20 protein-coding genes are annotated in these 20,139 nt (G+C 39.5%); 7 read left to right on the top strand and 13 right to left on the bottom strand.

Annotated features, from left to right (window positions below; translation table 11 throughout):
* Window positions 1-137: 137 nt before the first annotated feature.
* Window positions 138-521: a ribonuclease domain-containing protein gene (locus HDF25_RS07605; RefSeq protein WP_184624130.1), complete on the bottom strand. Its 384-nt coding sequence runs from the start codon at window positions 519-521 to the stop codon at window positions 138-140.
* A 236-nt stretch (window positions 522-757) separates the two neighbouring features.
* On the opposite strand from HDF25_RS07605, the gene HDF25_RS07600 reads away from it, so the two are divergent.
* The gene (locus tag HDF25_RS07600) at window positions 758-1,633 is read left to right on the top strand and encodes an HD domain-containing protein (RefSeq protein WP_184624129.1); all 876 of its coding nucleotides are present in this window, start codon (window positions 758-760) and stop codon (window positions 1,631-1,633) included.
* Window positions 1,634-1,703: 70 nt separating this feature from the next.
* Here HDF25_RS07600 and HDF25_RS07595 read toward each other — a convergent pair whose 3' ends face one another.
* From HDF25_RS07595 to HDF25_RS07580, 4 genes are all read right to left on the bottom strand, one after another.
* Entirely contained in the window at window positions 1,704-3,053 is a 1,350-nt protein-coding gene (locus HDF25_RS07595; RefSeq protein WP_184624128.1) for a dihydrolipoamide acetyltransferase family protein, read from the bottom strand.
* Between the two features lie 58 nt (window positions 3,054-3,111).
* Window positions 3,112-4,359 carry a competence/damage-inducible protein A gene (locus HDF25_RS07590; protein WP_184624127.1) on the bottom strand — a complete coding sequence of 416 codons (1,248 nt, stop codon included), beginning with the start codon at window positions 4,357-4,359 and terminating at the stop codon, window positions 3,112-3,114.
* A 9-nt stretch (window positions 4,360-4,368) separates the two neighbouring features.
* Complete coding sequence (locus HDF25_RS07585) at window positions 4,369-7,110, bottom strand: putative LPS assembly protein LptD (RefSeq protein ID WP_184624126.1); 2,742 nt, start codon at window positions 7,108-7,110, stop codon at window positions 4,369-4,371.
* Window positions 7,111-7,358: 248 nt separating this feature from the next.
* Window positions 7,359-7,838 (bottom strand): hypothetical protein, encoded by a 480-nt coding sequence (locus tag HDF25_RS07580; RefSeq protein ID WP_184624125.1) that lies wholly within the window; start codon window positions 7,836-7,838, stop codon window positions 7,359-7,361.
* A 337-nt stretch (window positions 7,839-8,175) separates the two neighbouring features.
* Between HDF25_RS07580 and HDF25_RS07575 the strand changes: the two genes are divergently transcribed.
* The 3 genes from HDF25_RS07575 to HDF25_RS07565 all read left to right on the top strand — a co-directional run bounded on the left by HDF25_RS07575 (window position 8,176) and on the right by HDF25_RS07565 (window position 10,783).
* Entirely contained in the window at window positions 8,176-9,018 is an 843-nt protein-coding gene (locus tag HDF25_RS07575; RefSeq protein ID WP_184624124.1) for an N-acetylmuramoyl-L-alanine amidase, read from the top strand.
* Between the two features lie 20 nt (window positions 9,019-9,038).
* Window positions 9,039-9,992: an MlaD family protein gene (locus HDF25_RS07570; RefSeq protein ID WP_184624123.1), complete on the top strand. Its 954-nt coding sequence runs from the start codon at window positions 9,039-9,041 to the stop codon at window positions 9,990-9,992.
* Window positions 9,993-10,111: 119 nt separating this feature from the next.
* The gene (locus HDF25_RS07565) at window positions 10,112-10,783 is read left to right on the top strand and encodes a hypothetical protein (protein WP_184624122.1); all 672 of its coding nucleotides are present in this window, start codon (window positions 10,112-10,114) and stop codon (window positions 10,781-10,783) included.
* Window positions 10,784-10,791: 8 nt separating this feature from the next.
* On the opposite strand, the gene HDF25_RS07560 is transcribed toward HDF25_RS07565, so the two are convergent.
* Window positions 10,792-11,298, bottom strand: coding sequence for a DUF4112 domain-containing protein (locus tag HDF25_RS07560; RefSeq protein ID WP_184624121.1), 507 nt, complete (start codon window positions 11,296-11,298; stop codon window positions 10,792-10,794).
* 87 nt (window positions 11,299-11,385) lie between these two features.
* On the opposite strand from HDF25_RS07560, the gene HDF25_RS07555 reads away from it, so the two are divergent.
* A complete protein-coding gene (locus HDF25_RS07555; protein WP_184624120.1) occupies window positions 11,386-12,201 on the top strand; it encodes a CPBP family intramembrane glutamic endopeptidase in 816 nt (271 codons plus the stop codon).
* Here the strand turns inward: HDF25_RS07555 and HDF25_RS07550 are convergent.
* The 5 genes from HDF25_RS07550 to HDF25_RS07530 form a co-directional block, all read right to left on the bottom strand.
* Window positions 12,166-12,906 (bottom strand): hypothetical protein, encoded by a 741-nt coding sequence (locus HDF25_RS07550; protein WP_184624119.1) that lies wholly within the window; start codon window positions 12,904-12,906, stop codon window positions 12,166-12,168. The genes HDF25_RS07555 and HDF25_RS07550 overlap by 36 nt on opposite strands.
* Before the next feature lie 230 nt (window positions 12,907-13,136).
* Entirely contained in the window at window positions 13,137-14,048 is a 912-nt protein-coding gene (locus HDF25_RS07545; protein ID WP_184624118.1) for a ribonuclease Z, read from the bottom strand.
* Window positions 14,048-14,437, bottom strand: coding sequence for an STAS domain-containing protein (locus HDF25_RS07540; protein ID WP_184624117.1), 390 nt, complete (start codon window positions 14,435-14,437; stop codon window positions 14,048-14,050). Before HDF25_RS07540 ends, HDF25_RS07545 begins: the two co-directional genes overlap by 1 nt.
* A gap of 38 nt (window positions 14,438-14,475) precedes the next feature.
* A complete protein-coding gene (locus tag HDF25_RS07535) occupies window positions 14,476-15,429 on the bottom strand; it encodes a phosphoribosylaminoimidazolesuccinocarboxamide synthase (protein ID WP_184624116.1) in 954 nt (317 codons plus the stop codon).
* A gap of 35 nt (window positions 15,430-15,464) precedes the next feature.
* Window positions 15,465-16,439, bottom strand: coding sequence for a PhoH family protein (locus tag HDF25_RS07530; RefSeq protein ID WP_184624115.1), 975 nt, complete (start codon window positions 16,437-16,439; stop codon window positions 15,465-15,467).
* A gap of 102 nt (window positions 16,440-16,541) precedes the next feature.
* Here HDF25_RS07530 and HDF25_RS07525 point away from each other — a divergent pair, with 102 nt between their 5' ends.
* Both HDF25_RS07525 and HDF25_RS07520 read left to right on the top strand, forming a co-directional pair.
* Window positions 16,542-17,321 (top strand): S-adenosyl-l-methionine hydroxide adenosyltransferase family protein, encoded by a 780-nt coding sequence (locus HDF25_RS07525; RefSeq protein ID WP_184624114.1) that lies wholly within the window; start codon window positions 16,542-16,544, stop codon window positions 17,319-17,321.
* Between the two features lie 66 nt (window positions 17,322-17,387).
* Window positions 17,388-17,900, top strand: coding sequence for a hypothetical protein (locus HDF25_RS07520; RefSeq protein WP_221450871.1), 513 nt, complete (start codon window positions 17,388-17,390; stop codon window positions 17,898-17,900).
* A 1-nt stretch (window position 17,901) separates the two neighbouring features.
* Here HDF25_RS07520 and HDF25_RS07515 read toward each other — a convergent pair whose 3' ends face one another.
* Window positions 17,902-19,125, bottom strand: a complete 1,224-nt coding sequence (locus tag HDF25_RS07515; protein ID WP_184624113.1) for a DUF1015 domain-containing protein — start codon at window positions 19,123-19,125, stop codon at window positions 17,902-17,904.
* A 57-nt stretch (window positions 19,126-19,182) separates the two neighbouring features.
* Window positions 19,183-20,133: a D-2-hydroxyacid dehydrogenase gene (locus HDF25_RS07510; RefSeq protein ID WP_184624112.1), complete on the bottom strand. Its 951-nt coding sequence runs from the start codon at window positions 20,131-20,133 to the stop codon at window positions 19,183-19,185.
* Window positions 20,134-20,139: the final 6 nt, after the last annotated feature.

The following is a 20,139-nucleotide window of genomic DNA, read 5'->3' as shown; positions in this document are numbered from 1 at the left end:
AAAACTGAATTTAAATGGAATGAGCCCGACGGAATATCGGGCTCATTATAACAAATCTAATAATTAAATTTGTCTAACTTTTTGGGGGCAGTCCACTTTCCGGGTACCCTTTTATCTATCCCAACGGAATTCGTTTATTAGAACTGTGTGAATGACTGGTAATGGTCATTTGTATAATAACGACTGCCGTCATCACCCAGGATAATACGTTCTGTTCCCCTGTTCTGTCCGCTAACTTTCGGGTTCACATCATACTCTTTGTAATTTACCCCCTGTGGTAATAAACCTTCACGGTTCTGGAATACTGTTCCACCCACATACCCTTTTGGAGGTCTGCCATTCTGAGCTACATATTCTGCAACTGTATAAGCTTTCTGAGGAACTGTAACCGCTTGTTTAGTTGCAGTAGCTGTTTGTTTAGGTAATAAGTTCAGAGATGCTGAAGCTGAACCAGGAATGCTGAAAGTTAACAACAGAATGCAGCCGGCAATCAGCGCAAATAAGGTTTTAATGTTTTTCATAGGAATTGTTTTTTGATTAATTTATTTAAATAGATAACCTAAATATCAGCGATTTATATTGAAATAATATTGAATCCTGAAAATTTAATGAATTGTTTATATTAATAAAATATGCCTGAAAGCGCAGTTCTGAGTACCTGCCAGAAAAATAAAAAAGAGAATAATTAACCGCAGTGGCGAAACACGCAGATGAAACCTCATTATTTCCGTAAATTGCCCGACATTTTTAATATTTAATGATAGAAGATAATTTATACGGCAGCTTTCAGGTTTCGGCCCTTGTTGAAGAACTCCTGGAAAACCCGGCAGTAAAGAGACTTAAAAATATACACCAGGGTGGCGGGATATTTCTCGTTAACCCAACCTTAACACTAACAAGATATGAGCATTCGGTAGGCGTTATGCTGCTGATCCAACGTTTAGGAGGAAATGAACTGGAGCAGGTTGCGGGGTTACTCCATGACATCTCACACACTGCATTTTCTCATGTAACAGATTATGTTTTTGATCATCCGGGAGAAGATTATCATGAAGAAATCTACGGTAGAATCCTCAGCGCTTCTGGTATTCCTGAAATACTGGAAAAACACGGCTATACAGTTCAGGAACTGACCGGACAGGATTTCAAAATTTTAGAACAGCCCCTACCCGATCTTTGTGCAGACAGAATAGATTATTCACTCCGGGACTTATTTTATGCCGGGTTTATCACGATGAAAGAGATTCAACGGTTCTTATCTTCTATGACAATTCACGAAGGAAGGATCATGATTACTTCTCTGGCTCAGGCCAAATGGATTAAGAAAAAGTATGAGATATTGAACCTGGAATATTTTGGGAAACAGGAACATCTCTACGCTAACGAACGACTGACTGAAATTCTTAAATATCTGTTTCAGAAAAAGGTAATTTCGAAAGGTGATTTCGAAAAAGATGATATACAGCTACTCAACCAAATTGAAGCTGATCCTGTTGGAAAACAACGGATAGAGGAAATCAAACGATTTAAAGACTATGAAGAGTACACTCCGGGCTTCAGTCTGAAACACCGGGTGATAGATCCCGAACTCTATATCGACGGAAAGTATTCCAGACTAAGTGACAAAGGATAATAAACATTAAAAAAGGGGTATCCGAAAATCGGACACCCCTTCTGTTTTATATTTTTCCTCTTGTAAAGGATTAAATTTCTCTGTTAATATCCCAGTTTTCCAGGTAATCTGCTACACGGCGTACAAACGTACCACCTAAAGCACCATTAACTACTCTGTGGTCATAAGAAAGCGAAAGGAACATCATATGACGAATAGCGATTACATCACCGTATTCGGTCTCTAATACTGCTGGTTTCTTTTTAATTGCGCCAACAGCAAGGATCGCTACCTGAGGCTGGTTAATAATAGGCGTTCCCATTACGTTACCAAATGAACCTACGTTAGTTAAAGTGAAAGTACCGTTCTGTGTTTCGTCCGGTTTCAGTTTAGATGCTCTGGCACGGTTAGCCAGATCATTTACAGATTTAGTCAGTCCGACAAGATTCAGCTGATCTGCATTTTTAATAACCGGCACAATCAGGTTTCCACTTGGAAGGGCCGCAGCCATACCAATATTAATATCTTTCTTTTTAATGATCTTAGTCCCATTAACGGATACATTGATCATTGGAAAATCTTTGATTGCTTTAGTTACTGCCTCGATAAAGATTGGTGTAAAAGTGATTTTTTCATTCTCTCTTTTCTCAAAATTTTTCTTTACCCTATCTCTCCACAATACCATATTGGTCACATCCGCTTCAACAAATGAAGTTACGTGAGCTGAGGTTTGCTTACTCATGACCATATGATCAGCAATAAGTTTACCCATGCGGTCCATCTCGATAATTTCGTCAGTACCACTTACACTAACCACTGGCTGGGCCGGAGCAGATTTTGCTGCTGTAACCGGTGCAGGTGTATTGTTTGTTTCAACTGGCTGGCTAATTACAGGCTGAACACGATCAGCAACTACAGTACCTGTATGCTGACGTCCGTTCTGGATATAATTCAACAGGTCATCTTTAGTCAGACGGCCATCAGATCCGCTACCGGCAATCTGATCCAGCTCTGCTAAACTAATCTGTTCCTGGGCAGCTATATTTTTAACTAAAGGAGAATAAAAACGATCTGATTCTGTTTTGCCTGCTGAAGGTTGTGCAACCACATTCAGCTGTTCAGTACCAGGAATATTTGCTACAGGAGCAGGTTCAGCAACAACTGTTTTCTCTACTGTATCAGCAGATTCACCTGCGGCAGCATCTGTTTCAATCAGTGCAATTACAGCACCAACCTGAACTACATCATCTTCCTTATATAATTGTTTAATCAATTTTCCCGCAACTGGCGAAGGAACTTCAGAGTCCACTTTATCTGTCGCGATTTCTAACAGGGTATCATCCAAACTGATCATATCACCAGGTTGTTTTAACCACTTGATGACTGTTGCTTCTGCAACACTTTCTCCCATTTTAGGTAATAATAATTCGTATTGTGCCATTTAGTTTACAGTAAATTTGGTATTTCCTATCGATTGCAAAAGTAAGGCTTTTTTACAGTTAATTGGCATCTTCTTTCAGTAGTTTCAAAATCATTGTGAGGGCAGCAATAGCAGAACGCTCTATATTCTGTACTCTTTTGTTACCAAAACTGAACTGTTTGGAGACCACCCCATCCTTGTTGGCTACTGCTATCCAGACAGTTCCGACTGGTTTATCTTCAGTTCCGCCATCGGGTCCGGCTATTCCACTTACGGCTACACTATAATCTGTTTTAAAATGAGTTTTTGCACCAGCTGCCATCTCAATGACAGTTTGCTCACTAACCGCACCATATTTTGCCAGGGTCTCAGCCTTCACGCCCAGAACAGATTCCTTCAGTTCGTAAGAGTAGGCCACTGCACCACCCGCATATACTGTTGAACAGCCTGGATGTTGTGTAATCAGATGGGCTATATATCCGCCCGTACAGCTCTCCGCGGTAGAAAGGGTAAGTCCTTTCTTCTCCATGATATCCAGGATAGCTTTTTCCAGGGCAATATCATCTTCAACCACTACATATGGCCTGATTTTTTCAATGATCTGCTGTGCATAGACCTCTACTTCTGCTTTCAGTTTGGCCTCATCAGCCCCTGATGTACTTAAACGCAGTCTGACCTGACCCAGTTTTGGCAGATAAGCCAGTTTAATAGAAGAAGGTAAACTATCTTCAATACTTTCAATCTGCTGAGCCAGGAATGATTCACCCAGGTTTGCTGTAAGTATGGTTTTATGATAGATAACCGGCAATTTAAAGGCCTTTTTGAGTCTCGGTAAAATTTCTTCTTCCATCAGGTACATCATCTCAAAAGGTACCCCTGGCATAGAAACTATAATCCGGTCTTCATGGTCAAACCACATACATGGTGCTGTTCCGTTCTGGTTTTGGATAACCGTACAACCATCGGGCACATCGGCCTGTTTCCTGTTCGATTCAATCATCGGGCGGTTAAACTTTCTGAATATTTCCTCTACATGAGCCAATACAGCGGCATCGCGGCGCATCTCCATCTTGAAATATCTGGCCAGGGTAAATTTGGTAATATCATCTTTTGTAGGGCCTAATCCACCCGTGATTAAAATCACCTGAGCTCTTTTTTCAGCCTGACTGAGTGCCTCTATGATATGATCGGCATCATCAGAGACAGAGGTGATTTGTTTAACTTTAATTCCAATTGCATTTAATTCTTTAGCCATCCAAGCAGAATTGGTATCTACAATCTGGCCAATCAGTATCTCATCGCCTATGGTAATAATTTCAGCTAACATAAAAATTCATTAAAAACGTGTGTAATAAGCTTGTTGCTTGCTCAATTTCAAATCCTGCAGGATGGAAGCCTTCACTTTGATGGTCAAGTTATAACTCCGGTAAGGTCCGATTGGAATCCAGTGAATACTCATATCCCAGCAGTGTAAATCTCTGTAAATAGAGAATGAAGTAGGCGATAGTCCCGCACTCTTAAAGTCATATCCTGAAGTAAACTGTACTTTCCATTTAGGGGTAACGTTAAAATCACCGTTAAAGTTCAATGTATTCGTAGCTGTAGGCATTAACCCGTTAGCCTGTCTCATATAATCAAAACGATAAGAGAAGGTGAAATTCCATGGAATTTTAAAATCCACAAATGCATTTGGATCACTGCTCACCTGTGCCAGCTGTGCAGCCTGTTCAGGTGTCATTCCATTTTGCGTAGCCTGTTTCTTTGTTTTGTCGAGGTTGTCATTTCTCGCTTTAAAAGCTTCAGCATTTAAACTATAGCCAAAAGAAACACTAAATCTGGTTAAACGTGGTATGGTGTATCTGTCCACCAGGTTTTTACCTACAATCTGCCCGTTAAAGATGGAATCTCTAACGGCATAAGGGTTAAATGAACCATCGTAGGTAATCCCGAATTTATCGGTGAACTGCGAACGTCCGTTGAAACTAATCTCAGAAAGTTTAAATGAAGGTGCCAGGAAATTATAGGAACCATTAAATCCTAAACCCTGAATAATAGGAACCTTCTTCATCCCGGTACCTGTTGTATCTTTTCTTGAAAACACTTTTGCTTCCAGTGTATTATCCAGACCAAAACTGATACTAGCATTTCTGCCCTCTCCTGGTCCGCCATACAAAGTACCATCATGAATAGAATATCTTTTGTTCCTGTTGTAAACCGGATCATAGACCGGAGTACCATCCTGATAAAGCAACTCTTTATAATTTCCTTTTGAAGGATCCGAGAAATCCGGACGGTAACTGAAATTCGCATTAGGCGTCATTACCAAACGTAATGCTTTCAGATTCCCCATTTTTTTAAATTGCAGCGTATTATAGATTTTGGTAGACACCCCCATATTGATACTGTATTCACCTGAACGGTTAAATCCCTGTACAGTATCAATCACTGTCTTATAAGGCTGAACAACGCCATTCTGCAATATCCCCCTGATAGCTGTTTGGCGGGTAGACTGGAACTGCCATCTTTCTATATAAGTTCCTCCGGCAGAAAAGTTAAAATATTTCAGGGCCGTAAAGTTGATACTAACAGGAACAGTATGCTGGAAACCATTTCTCAGCCTGTCTATTGCCTTTTTGGTAAACAGGAGACTATCTACGGTTGAAATAGAGTTTGAAGCAACCATAGAGTACCCCACAGTGATCTTCTGGTACCATTTCTGATCACCTACCCTGGTTTTGGAATCAAAAGGACTGAATGACTGCACCCCTAATGAGATATCAGGTAAAGTTACATCTACCGATTTCGATTGTGTGTTCTGACTATGCCTGGCAGCTGCCGCGAAAGTAACCTTGCCATCGGCAAAAGTTCTTCCGTAACTGATACTGGAAGATAATGCGTTCTGTGTAATCTGACGGAAATCATAGCTATTTCCCCCTGCAGTATTCGTATTATAACCACTTGTCCTGATATTCACACTGGCATTGAAATTCGTTCCCGGATGTGCATTGGCATTTTGCGAGTGCTGCCACTGAATACTATAATCTTTGACCGGGTTATACTGCGGTGTACCTTCCAGGCCATAACGGTTACTGTTATAATCTACCTTGATACTACCATTATATTTATAACGTTTTACATAATTGGAGGTAATGGATGCACCATAAGACCCCCTGGTATAAATAGTTCCCAGTATTTTTGCATCCCAATAGTCATTCAGGTTCAGATAATATCCTCCATCCCTGAAAAAGAATCCTCTGGTATAGTCATCCCCGACATTCGGGATAATCACCCCTGAATTTCGTTTATTAGGTTTTGGAAAAAAAGCAAATGGTAAACCTAAAGGAAGCGGTATATCTTCAATCTTCAGATAAACTGGTCCGGTAATAATCTGTTTATCGGTTACAATACCTTTCGTAATAAAAATCCCGAAATGGGGATGAGGTAGATTACAGGTACTATAAGTCATTCCTTTGACGTGAATTTCATTATCAGGCTGGCGTTTACTCTGTCCACCGGAGAAGAATCCCCCTTCCTGTTCTGTAAAGGTATTATATACTGTTCCTTTGCCTGATTTTGTATTATAAGAGAGTGAATCCGCTACCGAAGAACCCTGCTTTTCCATCTTAAAGATAGGTCGGCCAACATATTTCCCTTTAGCATTTTTTTTACCACTGGCAAAAACGGTATTTGTTTTTGAATTATAGGTGATATAATCCGCATCCAGCTCAAAAGACTGATAGATTACCCTCGCCTTTCCATATAAATAAATAATACTTTTGTCCTTGCTGTATTTTGTAGAATCGACTGCAGAATATTCTATTTTCGAATCACCCTGTTTAACCACAGTACCTTTACCTGGCCCGCCTTTAGCATTGACACCGCCTTCCTTAACGTCTCCCCCTTTGACTTTTGTTTCTCCCGGTTTAATTTTATTATGCCTGGTAGTGTCTCTCTTTGTTGTATCCTGCTGCTGTAATACCTGGCGCATCGAAAAACCAGCAGAAGCAAAAGCCTGCTGACCGGTTGACACCAGTAAGATAATGGAATTCAGTAAGATGATAGTTCGTAAAAATTTCAAATTCTTGTGTGAATGTAATAAATGCAATGTCTTTAACCCAAAACGTCCAAAATTAGCGAAAAATATAGCATTGCCGGGAGCAAATGCAAATTGTCTAAAAGTTATTTAACTTTATCGCCACAAGTATAAGACTATCAACAATTTACGCGTTAAAAATAATTTTAAAACAGATTGATTAATCAACGTAAAACAACATTCTGCCGACAGCTGTTTTACACCTGTAATCATCAATGAATCTGTGGGTTAAATCAATGAAAAACAGTTCCTGTACCTGATTTAACATTCATAAGAATTGAATCCGCTACCGAGGCCCCCTGTTTTTCCATCAGGATGACTGGTCTGCCGGCATATCTTCCCCTCTGGTTTTTTCTGCCACTGGCAAAAACAGTATTGGTTTTAGAGTTATAGGTAATATAATCGGCATCCAGTTCAAAGGACTGGTAAGTTACCTTTGCCTTTCCATACAAATAAATGGTGCTGCCATCTTTACTATATTTTGTAGAATCGACAGCCGAATAAGCTAATTTTGAGTCACCTTGTCTGATGAAGTTTGCGCGGGTTCCGGCCCCCGCAGGTCTGAGCTGAGTTTTAACTACGATCTTTTTAGCCGTGTCCCTTTCCTGCGACACCTGTGTTATGGAAGATCCCTGAGAAGCAAAAGTAAACCCACTGTCTGACACTAGTAAAACAATAGAAATCAATAAGATAATGTTAGCTGAAAGTTTCATAACTATTTGAATATGATTGGATAAAACCTTACTGAATTTACTAAATCTACTATAATAAATCTAGTATTACAGCAAATACAGATTAAATAATTTCAAAACAAATTATTCGTTGGCGAAACATCCTGTTGTTCAACATATCAACCTTTCAGGTTTTGGATCTTTCATTGCATTCCTTATTCTCCGGGAAAATTTTATTATACTATCTTTGTGCCCGATAAGGCATTATACATATAGATTTTTCACCAGAATTACATTTTTTCAGATTGAAAAACATCTGAGAATGCTATATTCAGGCAACAAAATTAACATATCAGAAAATTAAACACAAAGAAGCTAAATGAAATTGAAAAGAAATGCGTTCCTATGTTCGGTTTTATTAATACTCTCTACGCATATTGCCCTATCCCAGGGATATAAAGTAAAAACTATAGTTATTGATGCCGGGCACGGCGGAGATAAACCGGGGGCTGCAGGAAGCTATTCTCTGGAAAAAAATGTCACCTTACAGGTTGCCCTTAAACTAGGTAAAAAGTTTGAACAGGAAATGCCGGAAGTAAAGATCGTTTATACCAGAAAAACTGATGTCGATGTGTCCCTGTACCGCAGACCGGAAATTGCTACTGCTGCAAAAGCTGATTTATTTATTTCTATCCATTGTAATTCTATGCCCGACCATAAAGTGGTTACCGGATATACCAAAAAAAATGGGAGAAAGGTTCCTAAATACAGCTACGTCAAAAATAAGACTACCAGCGGTGTTGAAACATTCGTTGCGGGTAGTCACCGCTTGAATGAACAGGATGGAGCGTTGAGAGAGAATGCAGATATCAGTCTGGAAAAGGATTACAAAAAAAACTACGACGGATACGATCCAAAGGATCCCGAAACATTTATTATACTATCTTTGTTTAAAAATGTATACCGGGATAAGAGTTTGAAGCTGGCCCGGTTGATACAAAATAATTATACCCGCGACAATAAAAGGTTTGACAGAGGTGTTAAAGAACAGGGAATTTTAATCTTACAGCGATGCGGCCTGCCAGCAGTATTAACGGAGATCGGATTTATTTCCAACCCTGCTGAAGAGGATTATATCAATTCTGCAAGCGGACAGGCTGAGATTGTGAATGCCATATTCAAAGCTGTAAAAACCTACAAAAGAGAAACAGAAGTAAATTAAGTAAAACAACACCCCCATACGTGAAAATAGCAAACGAAACCAAAGTAGGCATATTAGCAGCCTTTTCTATCGCCTTATTAATTATCGGATATAATTTCCTGAAGGGTAATTCTATCTTTTCGAGTGAAACCCTATTATATGCAAGATACTCACGTGTTGATGGTTTAGCGATTTCAAAGCCAGTGCTGATTAATGGTTTTCAGATCGGGCGTGTTGACAAGCTGGTTTTACAACCTGACGGATCAATCCTGGCTACTTTGAGAATCAAAGGTAAATACGATATTCCAAAATCGAGTATTGCAAGGCTTGAAAGTACCGACCTATTGGGAAGTAAAGCAATTGTAATGTCTTTGGGTAGTGGTAAAGATTATGCTCAGGAAGGTGATACTTTAAATTCTAAAGTAGAGAAAAACCTGATGGAAACCGTTCAGCCAGTTCAGAAGAAGGCAGAAATGATTATCGGTAAAATGGACTCTATACTAACCAGTGTAAATTCCATTCTGAATCCTGATTTCCAGAAAAATGTCAACAAGAGTTTCAACAGTATTGCCAGTACACTGGCATCTCTTGAAGGAACTTCAAAAAAGGTTGATGGGCTTGTGGGTTCAGAGAGTAAAAGGATAGCTGCTATTTTAGCCAATGCCGAATCTATCTCTTCTAACCTGAAAAACAATAATGAACGCATTAACGCAATCCTCGCTAATATCAATAAAATTACTGATCAGGTAGCGGCTGCAAACTTTAAGCAGACTATAGACAATGCCAATAAAGCAGTTGCAGATCTTCAGGGTATCGTAAGTAAAGTGAATGATGGTAAGGGTACTTTAGGTTTACTGGTTAACGATACTAAAATGTACGACAACCTGAATAACGCTTCTAAGAACCTGGATAACCTGATTATTGATTTGAAGGCTAATCCGAAACGTTATGTACACTTCTCTGTATTTGGAGGAGGCTCGAAAAAAGATAAATAATCAATAAGTAATATAATAATACAAAGGGTTATATACTTTTGGAAGTACCTCCTGAAAAGAGAACTAACATCCAAAATTATATAGCCCTTTTTGTTTTTTATTTAAATCATTAACCTCTCATGAATAAGTACTTTATATTTTTAGCAGTTACATTATTAAGTTTTAAGTCATTTGCTCAAACGACTTATCCATATAATGGTTTCAGTCTTAATCCTATACCAGGCTATTATGCGGATTTAGGACTTAATAACTATTGGAATGGCGGGTGGAAATATCTTTCCAATGGTCCTTGTGTACTTTTAAGACTGGGAGACTGGAATACTAAAAGTGATTTCATATTTCAAACTGCCCCTGTAGGTACATTAGGTGGCGGAATACCAGCACCGCTTAGGGAAGTCATGCGTATTTGTGAAAACGGTAATGTGGGTATCGGTACATCCGTTACAGGCAATTATAAATTGGCTGTAGAGGGGTCTGTTGCTGCCCGCAGTATAAAGGTCACTATGGATAACTGGGCAGATTTTGTATTTGATCCGGCTTACAAATTGCCTGATCTGAAAGAGATAGAAACACATGTGAAGTTTTATAATCGCCTGCCGGGAATGCCTTCCACCAGGGAGATAGCGCAAGAAGGTTTGGATTTAGGAGAAATGCAAAAGAAACAGATGCAGAAAATAGAAGAATTGACTTTGTATTTAATCGAAATAAATAAAAAGCTGGAATCTCAGCAGCAATTGATATCCGAACAGCATGACGAAATAATGGCTTTAAAGAAACATCAGGCAAACTAGAACTCATCTTAAATCATAGAAAAAGGATTTGAAAACCAGCTGATGATCCACATCGTGACAAAGAATAACACCACCATGAGCAGGATAAAAATCAGACACAGAATCACCAGTGCAAGTACAATCATATTCTTACCACTCCCCTGATGCTTATTTTCAATGTAATACTCCTGGAGCAGACGCATATTGCGCGTGTTTGATTTAAAATAGAAGTCCCAGACCTGTCCGACACCAGGGATTGCTCCTATGATTGTATCCAGCAGAATATTCATACACATCAAAACAACAATTTTACTGGTTAGTCCTTTGCTTGCCATCGCTAATAAGAGCCCTCCGGAAACTACAAAACCAGCTATATCCCCTGCATAGGGAATAAGATTAAGCAAGGGATCCAGGCCAAACCTGAATTTAGTCCCCGGGATCCTGAACTGTTCATCCATCAAAAAAGAAAGTCTGGAGACTAGCTGTAACGTTGTTGTATTGGGTATTTTATCATTGTGGTGAAAAGACTTAGGCATGCCAGATTAACGGAATTACGAGGGTATTGTTTTGAATTAAGCTTATATTTAATAATAGAATGATCTATGTCTAATCGCTAGATATTTATGACACAGGACTCAAAAGTCATTAAATGGACCCCCACAGTATGCAGGGCAATACTCTTTTGTCTTTGTTGTGCTATTATACTGGCTGCCTCATCCCGATTAATGCAAGGGTTACCAGTAACTGAATGGAATCAATTTACACTTGTTATGATAGCCAGTCTGGGTGCATTGATATTGACTATCCTGTTCTCTCGCTGGGAAGGCCTTCAATTGAGGGCTATTGGTTTGATACCGGGCTCCCAGAGTATTTCCAGGTTATTGATTGGATTTACTGTTGGTTTATTTTTAGCAATAATGCAGCCCCTGCTCGTATTAATGACAGGACATATCAGCCTGGTCAGGTCTTCCGAAATAACCTTTGTAACTATTGTCACCAACCTGCTTTTATATCTTGGAATAGCCTGCAGAGAAGAACTGGCATTTCGTGGTTATCCCCTTCGTAGTCTGAATTACGTGATTGGTTCATGGAAAGCCCAATTAATTGTGGCATTCATATTTGCCGCAGAGCACGTAGCCGGGGGAATGACCTGGTCACAGGCCCTCCTCGGGGCTGGTTTAGGATCTATACTTTTTGGATTGGCGGCCTTAAAAACAAAAGGACTTGCTTTACCGATCGGTCTGCATGCGGCCTGGAATTTCGGGCAATGGTCACTGGGTTTTAAAAACGGGGCCGGTATATATAACGCAGTAATAGAAAAAGGCTACGAAACAAGAGTTGAACAAGTTGGAATGATCAGTTACCTCATTATTATGGCCCTGGCCATACTCGCTTTTCATCGGCTATTTTTTCTCAAAGGCACCTGCTTCAGTAGCTAATCTAAAAAGATCTTCTTTGCTGATACTCTTAAAAAATGCATCGGTGAGTTCGTTTTGTTTTTCAACCAGATACTTGATATAAAAAGAAATGAGAAATATCCAGTTCTGCATTTCCTCTTCATCAAAATTATAAGTGGCCAGATAAATACCATTTAATGAATATTCAAGGTTCTTCCCATTATAATTTAGTGTCATATAAGTTCCGACGGTTTCAAAATCATTATCATCGGCATGGGCTATATACTTATTCCTGAGAAAGGCTATTCTCTCATGTAAACCAAGAAGTCTTTCTTTCATAAATTTGCCATTAAAAACCAGGTCATCGGGCAATTTTTTAAGCAGGTGTTTAATATCCAGTTTTTGCAGTTTTCCTTTGGGACTATTAAAACATCTCATGTAAGTCACAATTGCAGTTGTAAACAAACTCCTTTTCAGATGAAAATTCTTCTCCACAAAATGATCATCAGCATTATCCTTAATCCTAAGATCGATAAGTTGATGAATCAGTTCCTTTACAAACTCCAGATCACTGGCTGTAAAGAAATGGGCCAGAAAACCTTTCAGATAGCGATTTCCTTCAAACTCAATCATTATAGATTTTTCAGGCAGGGCCTTCTTTAATAAAAGCATATTTGCATCGGCACTTTGCTCTCCAAAAAACTTAATAAATTGTTCTTCCATATCAAACTCAAATTGTCTTTCCATCTTGCCCTGGGTAACTCTTTATGTAACCGTCGCAAACGACTACCAAAATAAGCTATTCATACAAAAAATCAAACCATCCTACTTATGCACCCTGCCTGTATTGAATGAATCTTTAGAAATTTTATAGTGCTTAAATAAAAATGGTTGTTCAATTTCGGGCATTCATTCCTGTAAGGAATGACGCGGCCTGAAATTGAACAACCATTTTTATTTACCCCTCTGAAAATCACCTAAACGGTGAATGTGATTCCTTCGAGGGCTAACTCCGTGTTCTCGAATACCCCTTGCGCTTCCTCTAAAAGCGGCAATAAAGACTTGTACCGTGATGAAAAGTGGCCGATCAGCAACTTACCTGCTCCGATCTCCTTTGCAATCTTACCAGCCTGTAAAGCCGTCGTATGATGTGTTATATTAGCTCGTTCCAGCAGATCGTCCATAAAAGTAGCTTCATGATATAACATCGTGCAGCCCCTTATCACCTCGAGGTAACTACCATCCGCCATCGTATCCGAACAATAACAATAACTCTTTGGTGTATCCGAATCCTTTGTATAATCTTCGTTCTTAATTATCCTTCCACCCGGCAATTTCAGATCCAGTCCTTTTTTCAGCAACGGATAATACTCCGGTGAGATATTGTCCGCTTCCAGTTTATCCACTAAAACTTTACGTAACCGCTTTCTTTCCGTAAACTTAAACCCCGTACATGGAATTCTGTGATTGAGCACAATTGTTTCCACTGTCATATCCTGATTCTCAAAAATCACTCTTGATTCATCAGCAATGACCGGGCAAAAATCAATTTCATACTTCAATGTAGTTTCAGAATACCTGAACTGAATTTCCAGGATTTCCAGGAGTGCGGCCGGACCAAAAATCTTAAAAGGTTTCACACGTCCGTTAAGGTTCATCGTAGAAAGTAAACCTACCAGACCAAAATAATGATCACCATGAAGGTGGCTGATAAAGGCGACGTCAATTTTACTGGCTTTAAGGCCAAATTTGATCAATTGCTGCTGAGTTCCCTCCCCGCAATCGATCAGGTAAAACTTATCTTTACAATTTAAAAGCTGTGCTGTTGGATTTCTATTAAAAACAGGAGTAGCAGAGCTACTCCCTAAAATGGTAACCTCAAATTTCATTAATTTTCCTGATCAAAGCTCCCTAGTAATTCCTTCTCGATTTCTTCCATGAAGATCAGATCTTCCGCTTCATCCAGGTTACCTACAATATTTAGTGACTGATCAATCGAAGAGATCTCCAGTAACCTGGCTATACACTCCGTCACTCCCGTCACAATAAACAATCCGTTTGCTTTTTTACAGATTCTGTCCCCTACCAGCAGACAGCTCAGATCCTGAGAGTCATCACATTCATTGACAACAGATAAATCCAGGACAATATTACAATACCCCTCAGTATTTAATAAAATGAACTCAGACTTCAACCTGGGTGTAATATCAGCTGTCAGCTTCGTTTCGTCGAGTCTGATAGCAACATATTTTTCGTGTTTATCTACTGAAAATTTCATAACATCCCTCCCGTAATTTAATAGAACAAATTAAGTATTTAATTTGATAAAAGTGTGTTCAGACTCTCTAAAACATTTTTCTCAATTCTCTCCAGGATATTATCCTGCTCATTTTTCACAAACTGATCTCCAGTGATCTGCTCATATAATTCAATATAGCGTTCAGAAATAGAATCGATAATTTCCGGGGTCATCACCGGTACTACCTGACCGTCTTTACCCTGAAATCCATTTTCGATCAGCCATTTACGTACAAATTCCTTTGAAAGTTGTTTCTGCGGTGTATTTGTCGCCTGACGTTCATCATAACCTTCAGCATAAAAATAACGTGAAGAATCCGGTGTATGGATTTCATCAATCAGGTAAATTTCATCACCTGATTTACCAAATTCATATTTAGTATCTACCAGGATCAGACCACGTTCCGCAGCCATTTCAGTTCCTCTCTGATACAAAGCATAAGTATATTTTTCCAGTTGATCGTAGTCGACAATTGAAACAATTCCTTTAGCCAGGATGTCTTCCCTTGAAATATCCTCATCATGACCTACAGCAGCTTTTGTAGTAGGCGTGATAATCGGATGTGGTAACTGATCATTTTCCTTCAGTCCATCCGGAAGAGCTACGCCGCAAACCGTACGTTTTCCTGCACTATATTCTCTCCAGGCATGACCTGCAAGATATCCTCTGATCACCATTTCTACTTTAAACGGTTCACAGATACGACCAATGGTCACCATTTCATCCGGCACAGCAATAACCCAGTTCTGTACGATATCGGCTGTTGCCTTTAAAAACTTCGCTCCGATCTGGTTCAGCACCTGCCCTTTGAAAGGAATAGCTTCAGGTAAAACCACATCAAATGCAGAAATCCTGTCAGTCACCACCATAGCCATCAAACGATGATCAATGGTATATACATCACGCACTTTACCCTTGTAAAAACTACTCTGTTTAGGAAAATTAAAATTTGTTTCTTTTATTGCTTTCATGTTGTTGATGGATCACATCAATTATTGTTTAAAAATTACTGTATATCTCCGTATGCTTTCAATATCCGTTTCACCAGCTTATGTCTCACTACATCCTCCCCTGTCAGATAAATAATCTCGATACCAGGAATATCGTCCAGTATGCGTAAAGCATTATGCAAGCCGGACATTTGTTTTTTAGGCAAATCAATCTGGGTCACATCTCCCGTTACAATGAACTTGGCAGAAGGCCCCATACGTGTTAAAAACATCTTTAACTGGAGGTCTGTAGAGTTCTGAGCCTCATCTAGGATCACAAAACAGTTATCCAGAGTACGGCCACGCATAAAAGCCAGCGGCGCAATCTCGATAGTTCTGTTCTCCAGGTATAATTTCAGCTTTTCTGCCGGGATCATGTCATCCAGGGCGTCATATAGCGGACGCAGATAAGGATCTACCTTTTCTTTTAAATCCCCCGGTAAGAAACCCAGGCTTTCCCCTGCTTCAACCGCTGGTCTGGTCAGAATAATTCTTTTAATCTCTTTGTTTTTCAATGCACGGACTGCAAGTGCTACTGCCGTATAGGTTTTTCCCGTACCGGCAGGGCCGATGGCAAAAAGCACATCGTTTTTCACAATGCTGTCTACCATTCTTCTCTGGTTAGCCGTTCTGGCTTTGATCATCATTCCGTTATTACCGAATACAATGACCTCACCTCCACCGCCAGATCCATTTACTTTTTCCGGAGCAGCATCTGCCCCATAAGAATCAGCGTTGTATTTAAACGCAAGAATTGATTCAATGTCACCTGAACTTAAAGTACCATACTGCTCCAGATGGGCAATCATTTTACCAAACTTCTTCTCGAAGAGTTTTTGTTCATCCTCATCCCCTAACACCTTCACTTCGTTACCTCTGGCAACAACTTTCAGCTTGGGGAATGCATGTTTGATCAACTCATAATGCTCGTTGTTTGCACCCCAGAATTGTACTGGATCTACTGTTTCTAATGTTAGCTTAAGTTCGTTCAAAATATTGTTTTTTAGATAGGAGTGTATATTTTGATATAAAAATTGAATATTTGTAGGCGCTTTACCGCATACGCAAGAATAAGAATAAATATTCAATTTTTAATGGCCATTATCACTTTAACAACAGATTTAGGATCCAAAGATTTTTATCAGGCTGCACTAAAAGGCAGTATCCTGACGATCTTGCCTACAGCTACAATTGTTGATATAACCCATGAAGTTCCTTCTTTCAATATTTCTTATGCGGCCTTCGTTTTGAAAAATGTGTATCACTATTTTCCTAAAGGCACTGTGCATCTGATAGGTATAGATTCGGTCTTTAGTGAAAACACAAAATATATTGGCCTAAAATATCAGGACCATTATTTTGTCGGCGCTGATAACGGGATTTTTTCACTGCTTTTTGATGGTCAGCCCGATGAGATTGTAGAGCTGAATATTATGCAGGATCTGAAATATCTTCACTTTCCGCTGGTCGATATTTTTGTTAAAGCAGCCAGTCATCTGGCCAAAGGAGGTAAACTCAAGGACATTGGTCTGCCAACAGCGAACATTGAAGAGAAGATGCTACTTAACCCCGTGATTGAACAAGATATGATCAGAGGAAGCGTCATCTATATTGACACCTTCTGCAATGTGATCACCAATATTACCAAAGAACTCTTCATGAAGATTCAGCGTAACCGGGATTTCACGCTGTTTTTCCGGAAGAGCGAAACCATTACCCAACTCAGCTGGCATTACAATGAAGTTCCTGAAGGAGAGAAATTATGTCTTTTTGGAATCAGCAATCATCTGGAAATTGCGATTAACAAAGGTAAAGCAAGCGGGCTTCTCGGCTTACATCTGAGTGATATTGTCCGCATCCAGTTTCATCCCTGATTCCGGTATTTCCTTTTAAAATACAATAAGGCATAGATTTTGCTTTATACTATAAAAAACATTCCCATGATTAGATCGCTCCTATTTTTTATTTTCCTAAGTTTCAGTATAAATGCAATAGCTATACAAAGCGACACTTCAGCATATCAGGTACAACGTTTAAAAATAAATTCGCTCCTTGCTGAACGCAGTGCGAGGTTTGGTCAGTATGATTTAAGTCTGAATGCCAGAACAGGAATCTTTGGTTTGCAAACCAAAAATGACCTTAAAAACTCCAATGAAATTCTGCGTAATATTATTCTGAATGACAATAACATCTTCCGCGAGCTGAAGGTACTGATGAATTATAAAGACCAGGAAGTACAGCAAGTGCAAAGTAATGCCAGCAACACCTCTAAAAGAATAGAAGGTTATATGCTTACCATCAAGAAACTCCAGGATCAGAATGAACAGTTAAAAATTAAAACAGCAGATATTACAGAAAAGAAGAACACCGAGACTTATACGATCATTTTTTTAATTATCATGATTATAGCCGGCGGGTTCTTCTTCTATAGTAAACTCAGCAAAAAATCTTGATTTAGTGGCTGACTTTTACAGGCTCGCTAACAGAGTTTATACAATAATTAGTTAATATCCCAACCAGGAACTTAGGTTCAATCCAGGTCGATTTAGGAGGCATTACCTTATCTGCATCAGCCACATTGATAATCTGTTCGACAGAAACAGCATATAGTGTGAAGGCCACAGCATACAGACTGTGGTCTACCATTTTCTGAATCTCTTCCAATGGCGTCGTCCCTCCTTCAAAAGTAATTCTTGCATTTGTCCGCGGGTCCTCCACTCCCAGCACTGGTCCCAGAATCAGATTCTGTAAAATGCTTACATCCAATAGTTCTACAGGATCATTTTCATTATAAGTATGAGGTTTTGGTATCAGCACATACCATTGTCCGTCCAGGTACATCCCAATCTGATGCAATCGTTCCGGGTTGACCGGAGCAGCCGATTTTTCAATCAGGAATGAATTGGATAGTGTAGCCAGAAAACCCTTTGCAGACAATCCATGAAGATCCCTCACCAGTCTGTTAAACTGTAATACCCTGATCTCGTCCGTATTCATAAATACTGTGGAAAAAAAATCCATTTTCGACATTGCCGCAGCGCGATGATGACCATCAGCAATATATACCGATTCAAGCTTCCCGATTTCATCTGTAATCAGCTCAATATCTTCCTGTGAATTGATTACCCAAACCTTATGTCCGGTCTGATCAGCAAATACAAAATCTATGACCGGACTCTGCTTAAGATACTTCTGTGTGATCGTTTCAATGGCTTCCACCGGATGATAAGTAATCAGTACCGGATTAGCATCCAAACCCGTATTCTGCAGATATTCTGACAACTGTCTCTCTCTCCTTTCTACAGTTAACTCATGCTTTTTGATACTTCCGTCGAGATAACTTTTAACATCACTTAAAACCCACAAACCAGTCTGTGTCAACCCATTAGCACTCACCTGGTAAACATAATAACAGGGATGATCTACCTGGACTAATACCTTATCCTCCAGAAAAGAATCGAAATTTTCAACGATTTTGCGGAATACAAAATCCTGATGCATATCACGAAGATAAGCATGATCCAAAGCCGGACTGATTAAATGAAGGAAGCTGTAATTATTTTCGGAAGCTATGAGTTTAGCTTCACCCGTACTATAGTATTCCAGTGGACGTGTAACCACTGAAGACTGCAAATGCGCAGCAGGAATAAGCGCTGAAAATGGCTTTACTGAAAGCATGAAATAGGAGTTATTTGGTTTGGGACCGAATATAATCAAATCCCAAACCATTTAACTTTATTTTTTAAAATGTGCGATAATTAATGAAGCTAATTCCTCACCTATACGCTCCTGTGCTTCATTCGTTGCAGCCCCGATATGCGGCGTCAGAGAAATTTTAGCATGCTTTAAAATTGCTTCCTGAGGCGTAGGTTCATTATCAAATACATCCAATCCTGCAAAAGCAACTTTACCACTGTCCAGTGCATTAATCAAAGCCAGCTCATCAATTGTACCACCTCTTGAACAGTTTACAATACCAACACCTGGTTTCACCTGTTCAAATTCGGCAGCGCCTAATATAGGACGATCTGCGAATGGAGTATGTAAAGTAATAAAATCACTATTTTTAATTACCTCTTCCAGACTTACCGTTTTCACCGGGATATCCAGGCTCAGATTACCCTGGAATTTAAGAGTTAGTTTCCCGTCAAAAGGATAAAGATCATAGGCCAGAACATTCATACCCAGACCCAAAGCCAGTGTAGCAGTTTCTCTTCCTATTCTGCCAAAACCAATGATCCCTAAAGTTTTCCCTCTAAGCTCAGTACCTTTTGCATAATCTTTTTTCAGTTTATTGAAATGAGTTGCTCCTTCAACAGGCATCTTGCGGTTAGCATCCTGTAAGAAACGAATACCAGTAAATAAATGGGCAAATACCAGTTCAGCAACAGACAAAGATGAGGCTGCCGGTGTATTCACCACAGCACGACCTTGTTCCCTTGCGTATTCCACGTCAATATTATCCATTCCTACTCCACCTCTGCCTATCAGTTTTAAATTCGGGCAGGCATCAATGACATCTTTACGGACTTTTGTTGCACTTCTAACTGTAATTGCATCATAATTTTGCAGGGCTTCAATCAGTTTATCCTGAGCAACAGTTTCTGTATCTACTATAAAACCGGCTTCTTCTAATAATCGTTTTCCGATCGGATCAATCCCATCGTTTGCAAGTATCTTAATCATTGAATT

The sequence above is a fragment of the Pedobacter cryoconitis genome, from assembly GCF_014207135.1.
Lineage (GTDB): Bacteria > Bacteroidota > Bacteroidia > Sphingobacteriales > Sphingobacteriaceae > Pedobacter > Pedobacter cryoconitis_D.
The sequence above is the reverse complement of the archived record's forward strand: the minus strand, read 5'-3'. Positions and strand labels throughout refer to the sequence as shown.

Coding starts and splice junctions, on each gene's coding strand:
- HDF25_RS07605 (WP_184624130.1), bottom strand. CDS start 521: ATGAAAAACATTAAAACCTTATTTGCGCTGATTGCCGGCTGCATTCTG.
- HDF25_RS07600 (WP_184624129.1), top strand. CDS start 758: ATGATAGAAGATAATTTATACGGCAGCTTTCAGGTTTCGGCCCTTGTT.
- HDF25_RS07595 (WP_184624128.1), bottom strand. CDS start 3,053: ATGGCACAATACGAATTATTATTACCTAAAATGGGAGAAAGTGTTGCA.
- HDF25_RS07590 (WP_184624127.1), bottom strand. CDS start 4,359: ATGTTAGCTGAAATTATTACCATAGGCGATGAGATACTGATTGGCCAG.
- HDF25_RS07580 (WP_184624125.1), bottom strand. CDS start 7,838: ATGAAACTTTCAGCTAACATTATCTTATTGATTTCTATTGTTTTACTA.
- HDF25_RS07575 (WP_184624124.1), top strand. CDS start 8,176: ATGAAATTGAAAAGAAATGCGTTCCTATGTTCGGTTTTATTAATACTC.
- HDF25_RS07565 (WP_184624122.1), top strand. CDS start 10,112: ATGAATAAGTACTTTATATTTTTAGCAGTTACATTATTAAGTTTTAAG.
- HDF25_RS07560 (WP_184624121.1), bottom strand. CDS start 11,298: ATGCCTAAGTCTTTTCACCACAATGATAAAATACCCAATACAACAACG.
- HDF25_RS07555 (WP_184624120.1), top strand. CDS start 11,386: ATGACACAGGACTCAAAAGTCATTAAATGGACCCCCACAGTATGCAGG.
- HDF25_RS07550 (WP_184624119.1), bottom strand. CDS start 12,906: ATGGAAAGACAATTTGAGTTTGATATGGAAGAACAATTTATTAAGTTT.
- HDF25_RS07545 (WP_184624118.1), bottom strand. CDS start 14,048: ATGAAATTTGAGGTTACCATTTTAGGGAGTAGCTCTGCTACTCCTGTT.
- HDF25_RS07540 (WP_184624117.1), bottom strand. CDS start 14,437: ATGAAATTTTCAGTAGATAAACACGAAAAATATGTTGCTATCAGACTC.
- HDF25_RS07535 (WP_184624116.1), bottom strand. CDS start 15,429: ATGAAAGCAATAAAAGAAACAAATTTTAATTTTCCTAAACAGAGTAGT.
- HDF25_RS07525 (WP_184624114.1), top strand. CDS start 16,542: ATGGCCATTATCACTTTAACAACAGATTTAGGATCCAAAGATTTTTAT.
- HDF25_RS07520 (WP_221450871.1), top strand. CDS start 17,388: ATGATTAGATCGCTCCTATTTTTTATTTTCCTAAGTTTCAGTATAAAT.
- HDF25_RS07515 (WP_184624113.1), bottom strand. CDS start 19,125: ATGCTTTCAGTAAAGCCATTTTCAGCGCTTATTCCTGCTGCGCATTTG.
- HDF25_RS07510 (WP_184624112.1), bottom strand. CDS start 20,133: ATGATTAAGATACTTGCAAACGATGGGATTGATCCGATCGGAAAACGA.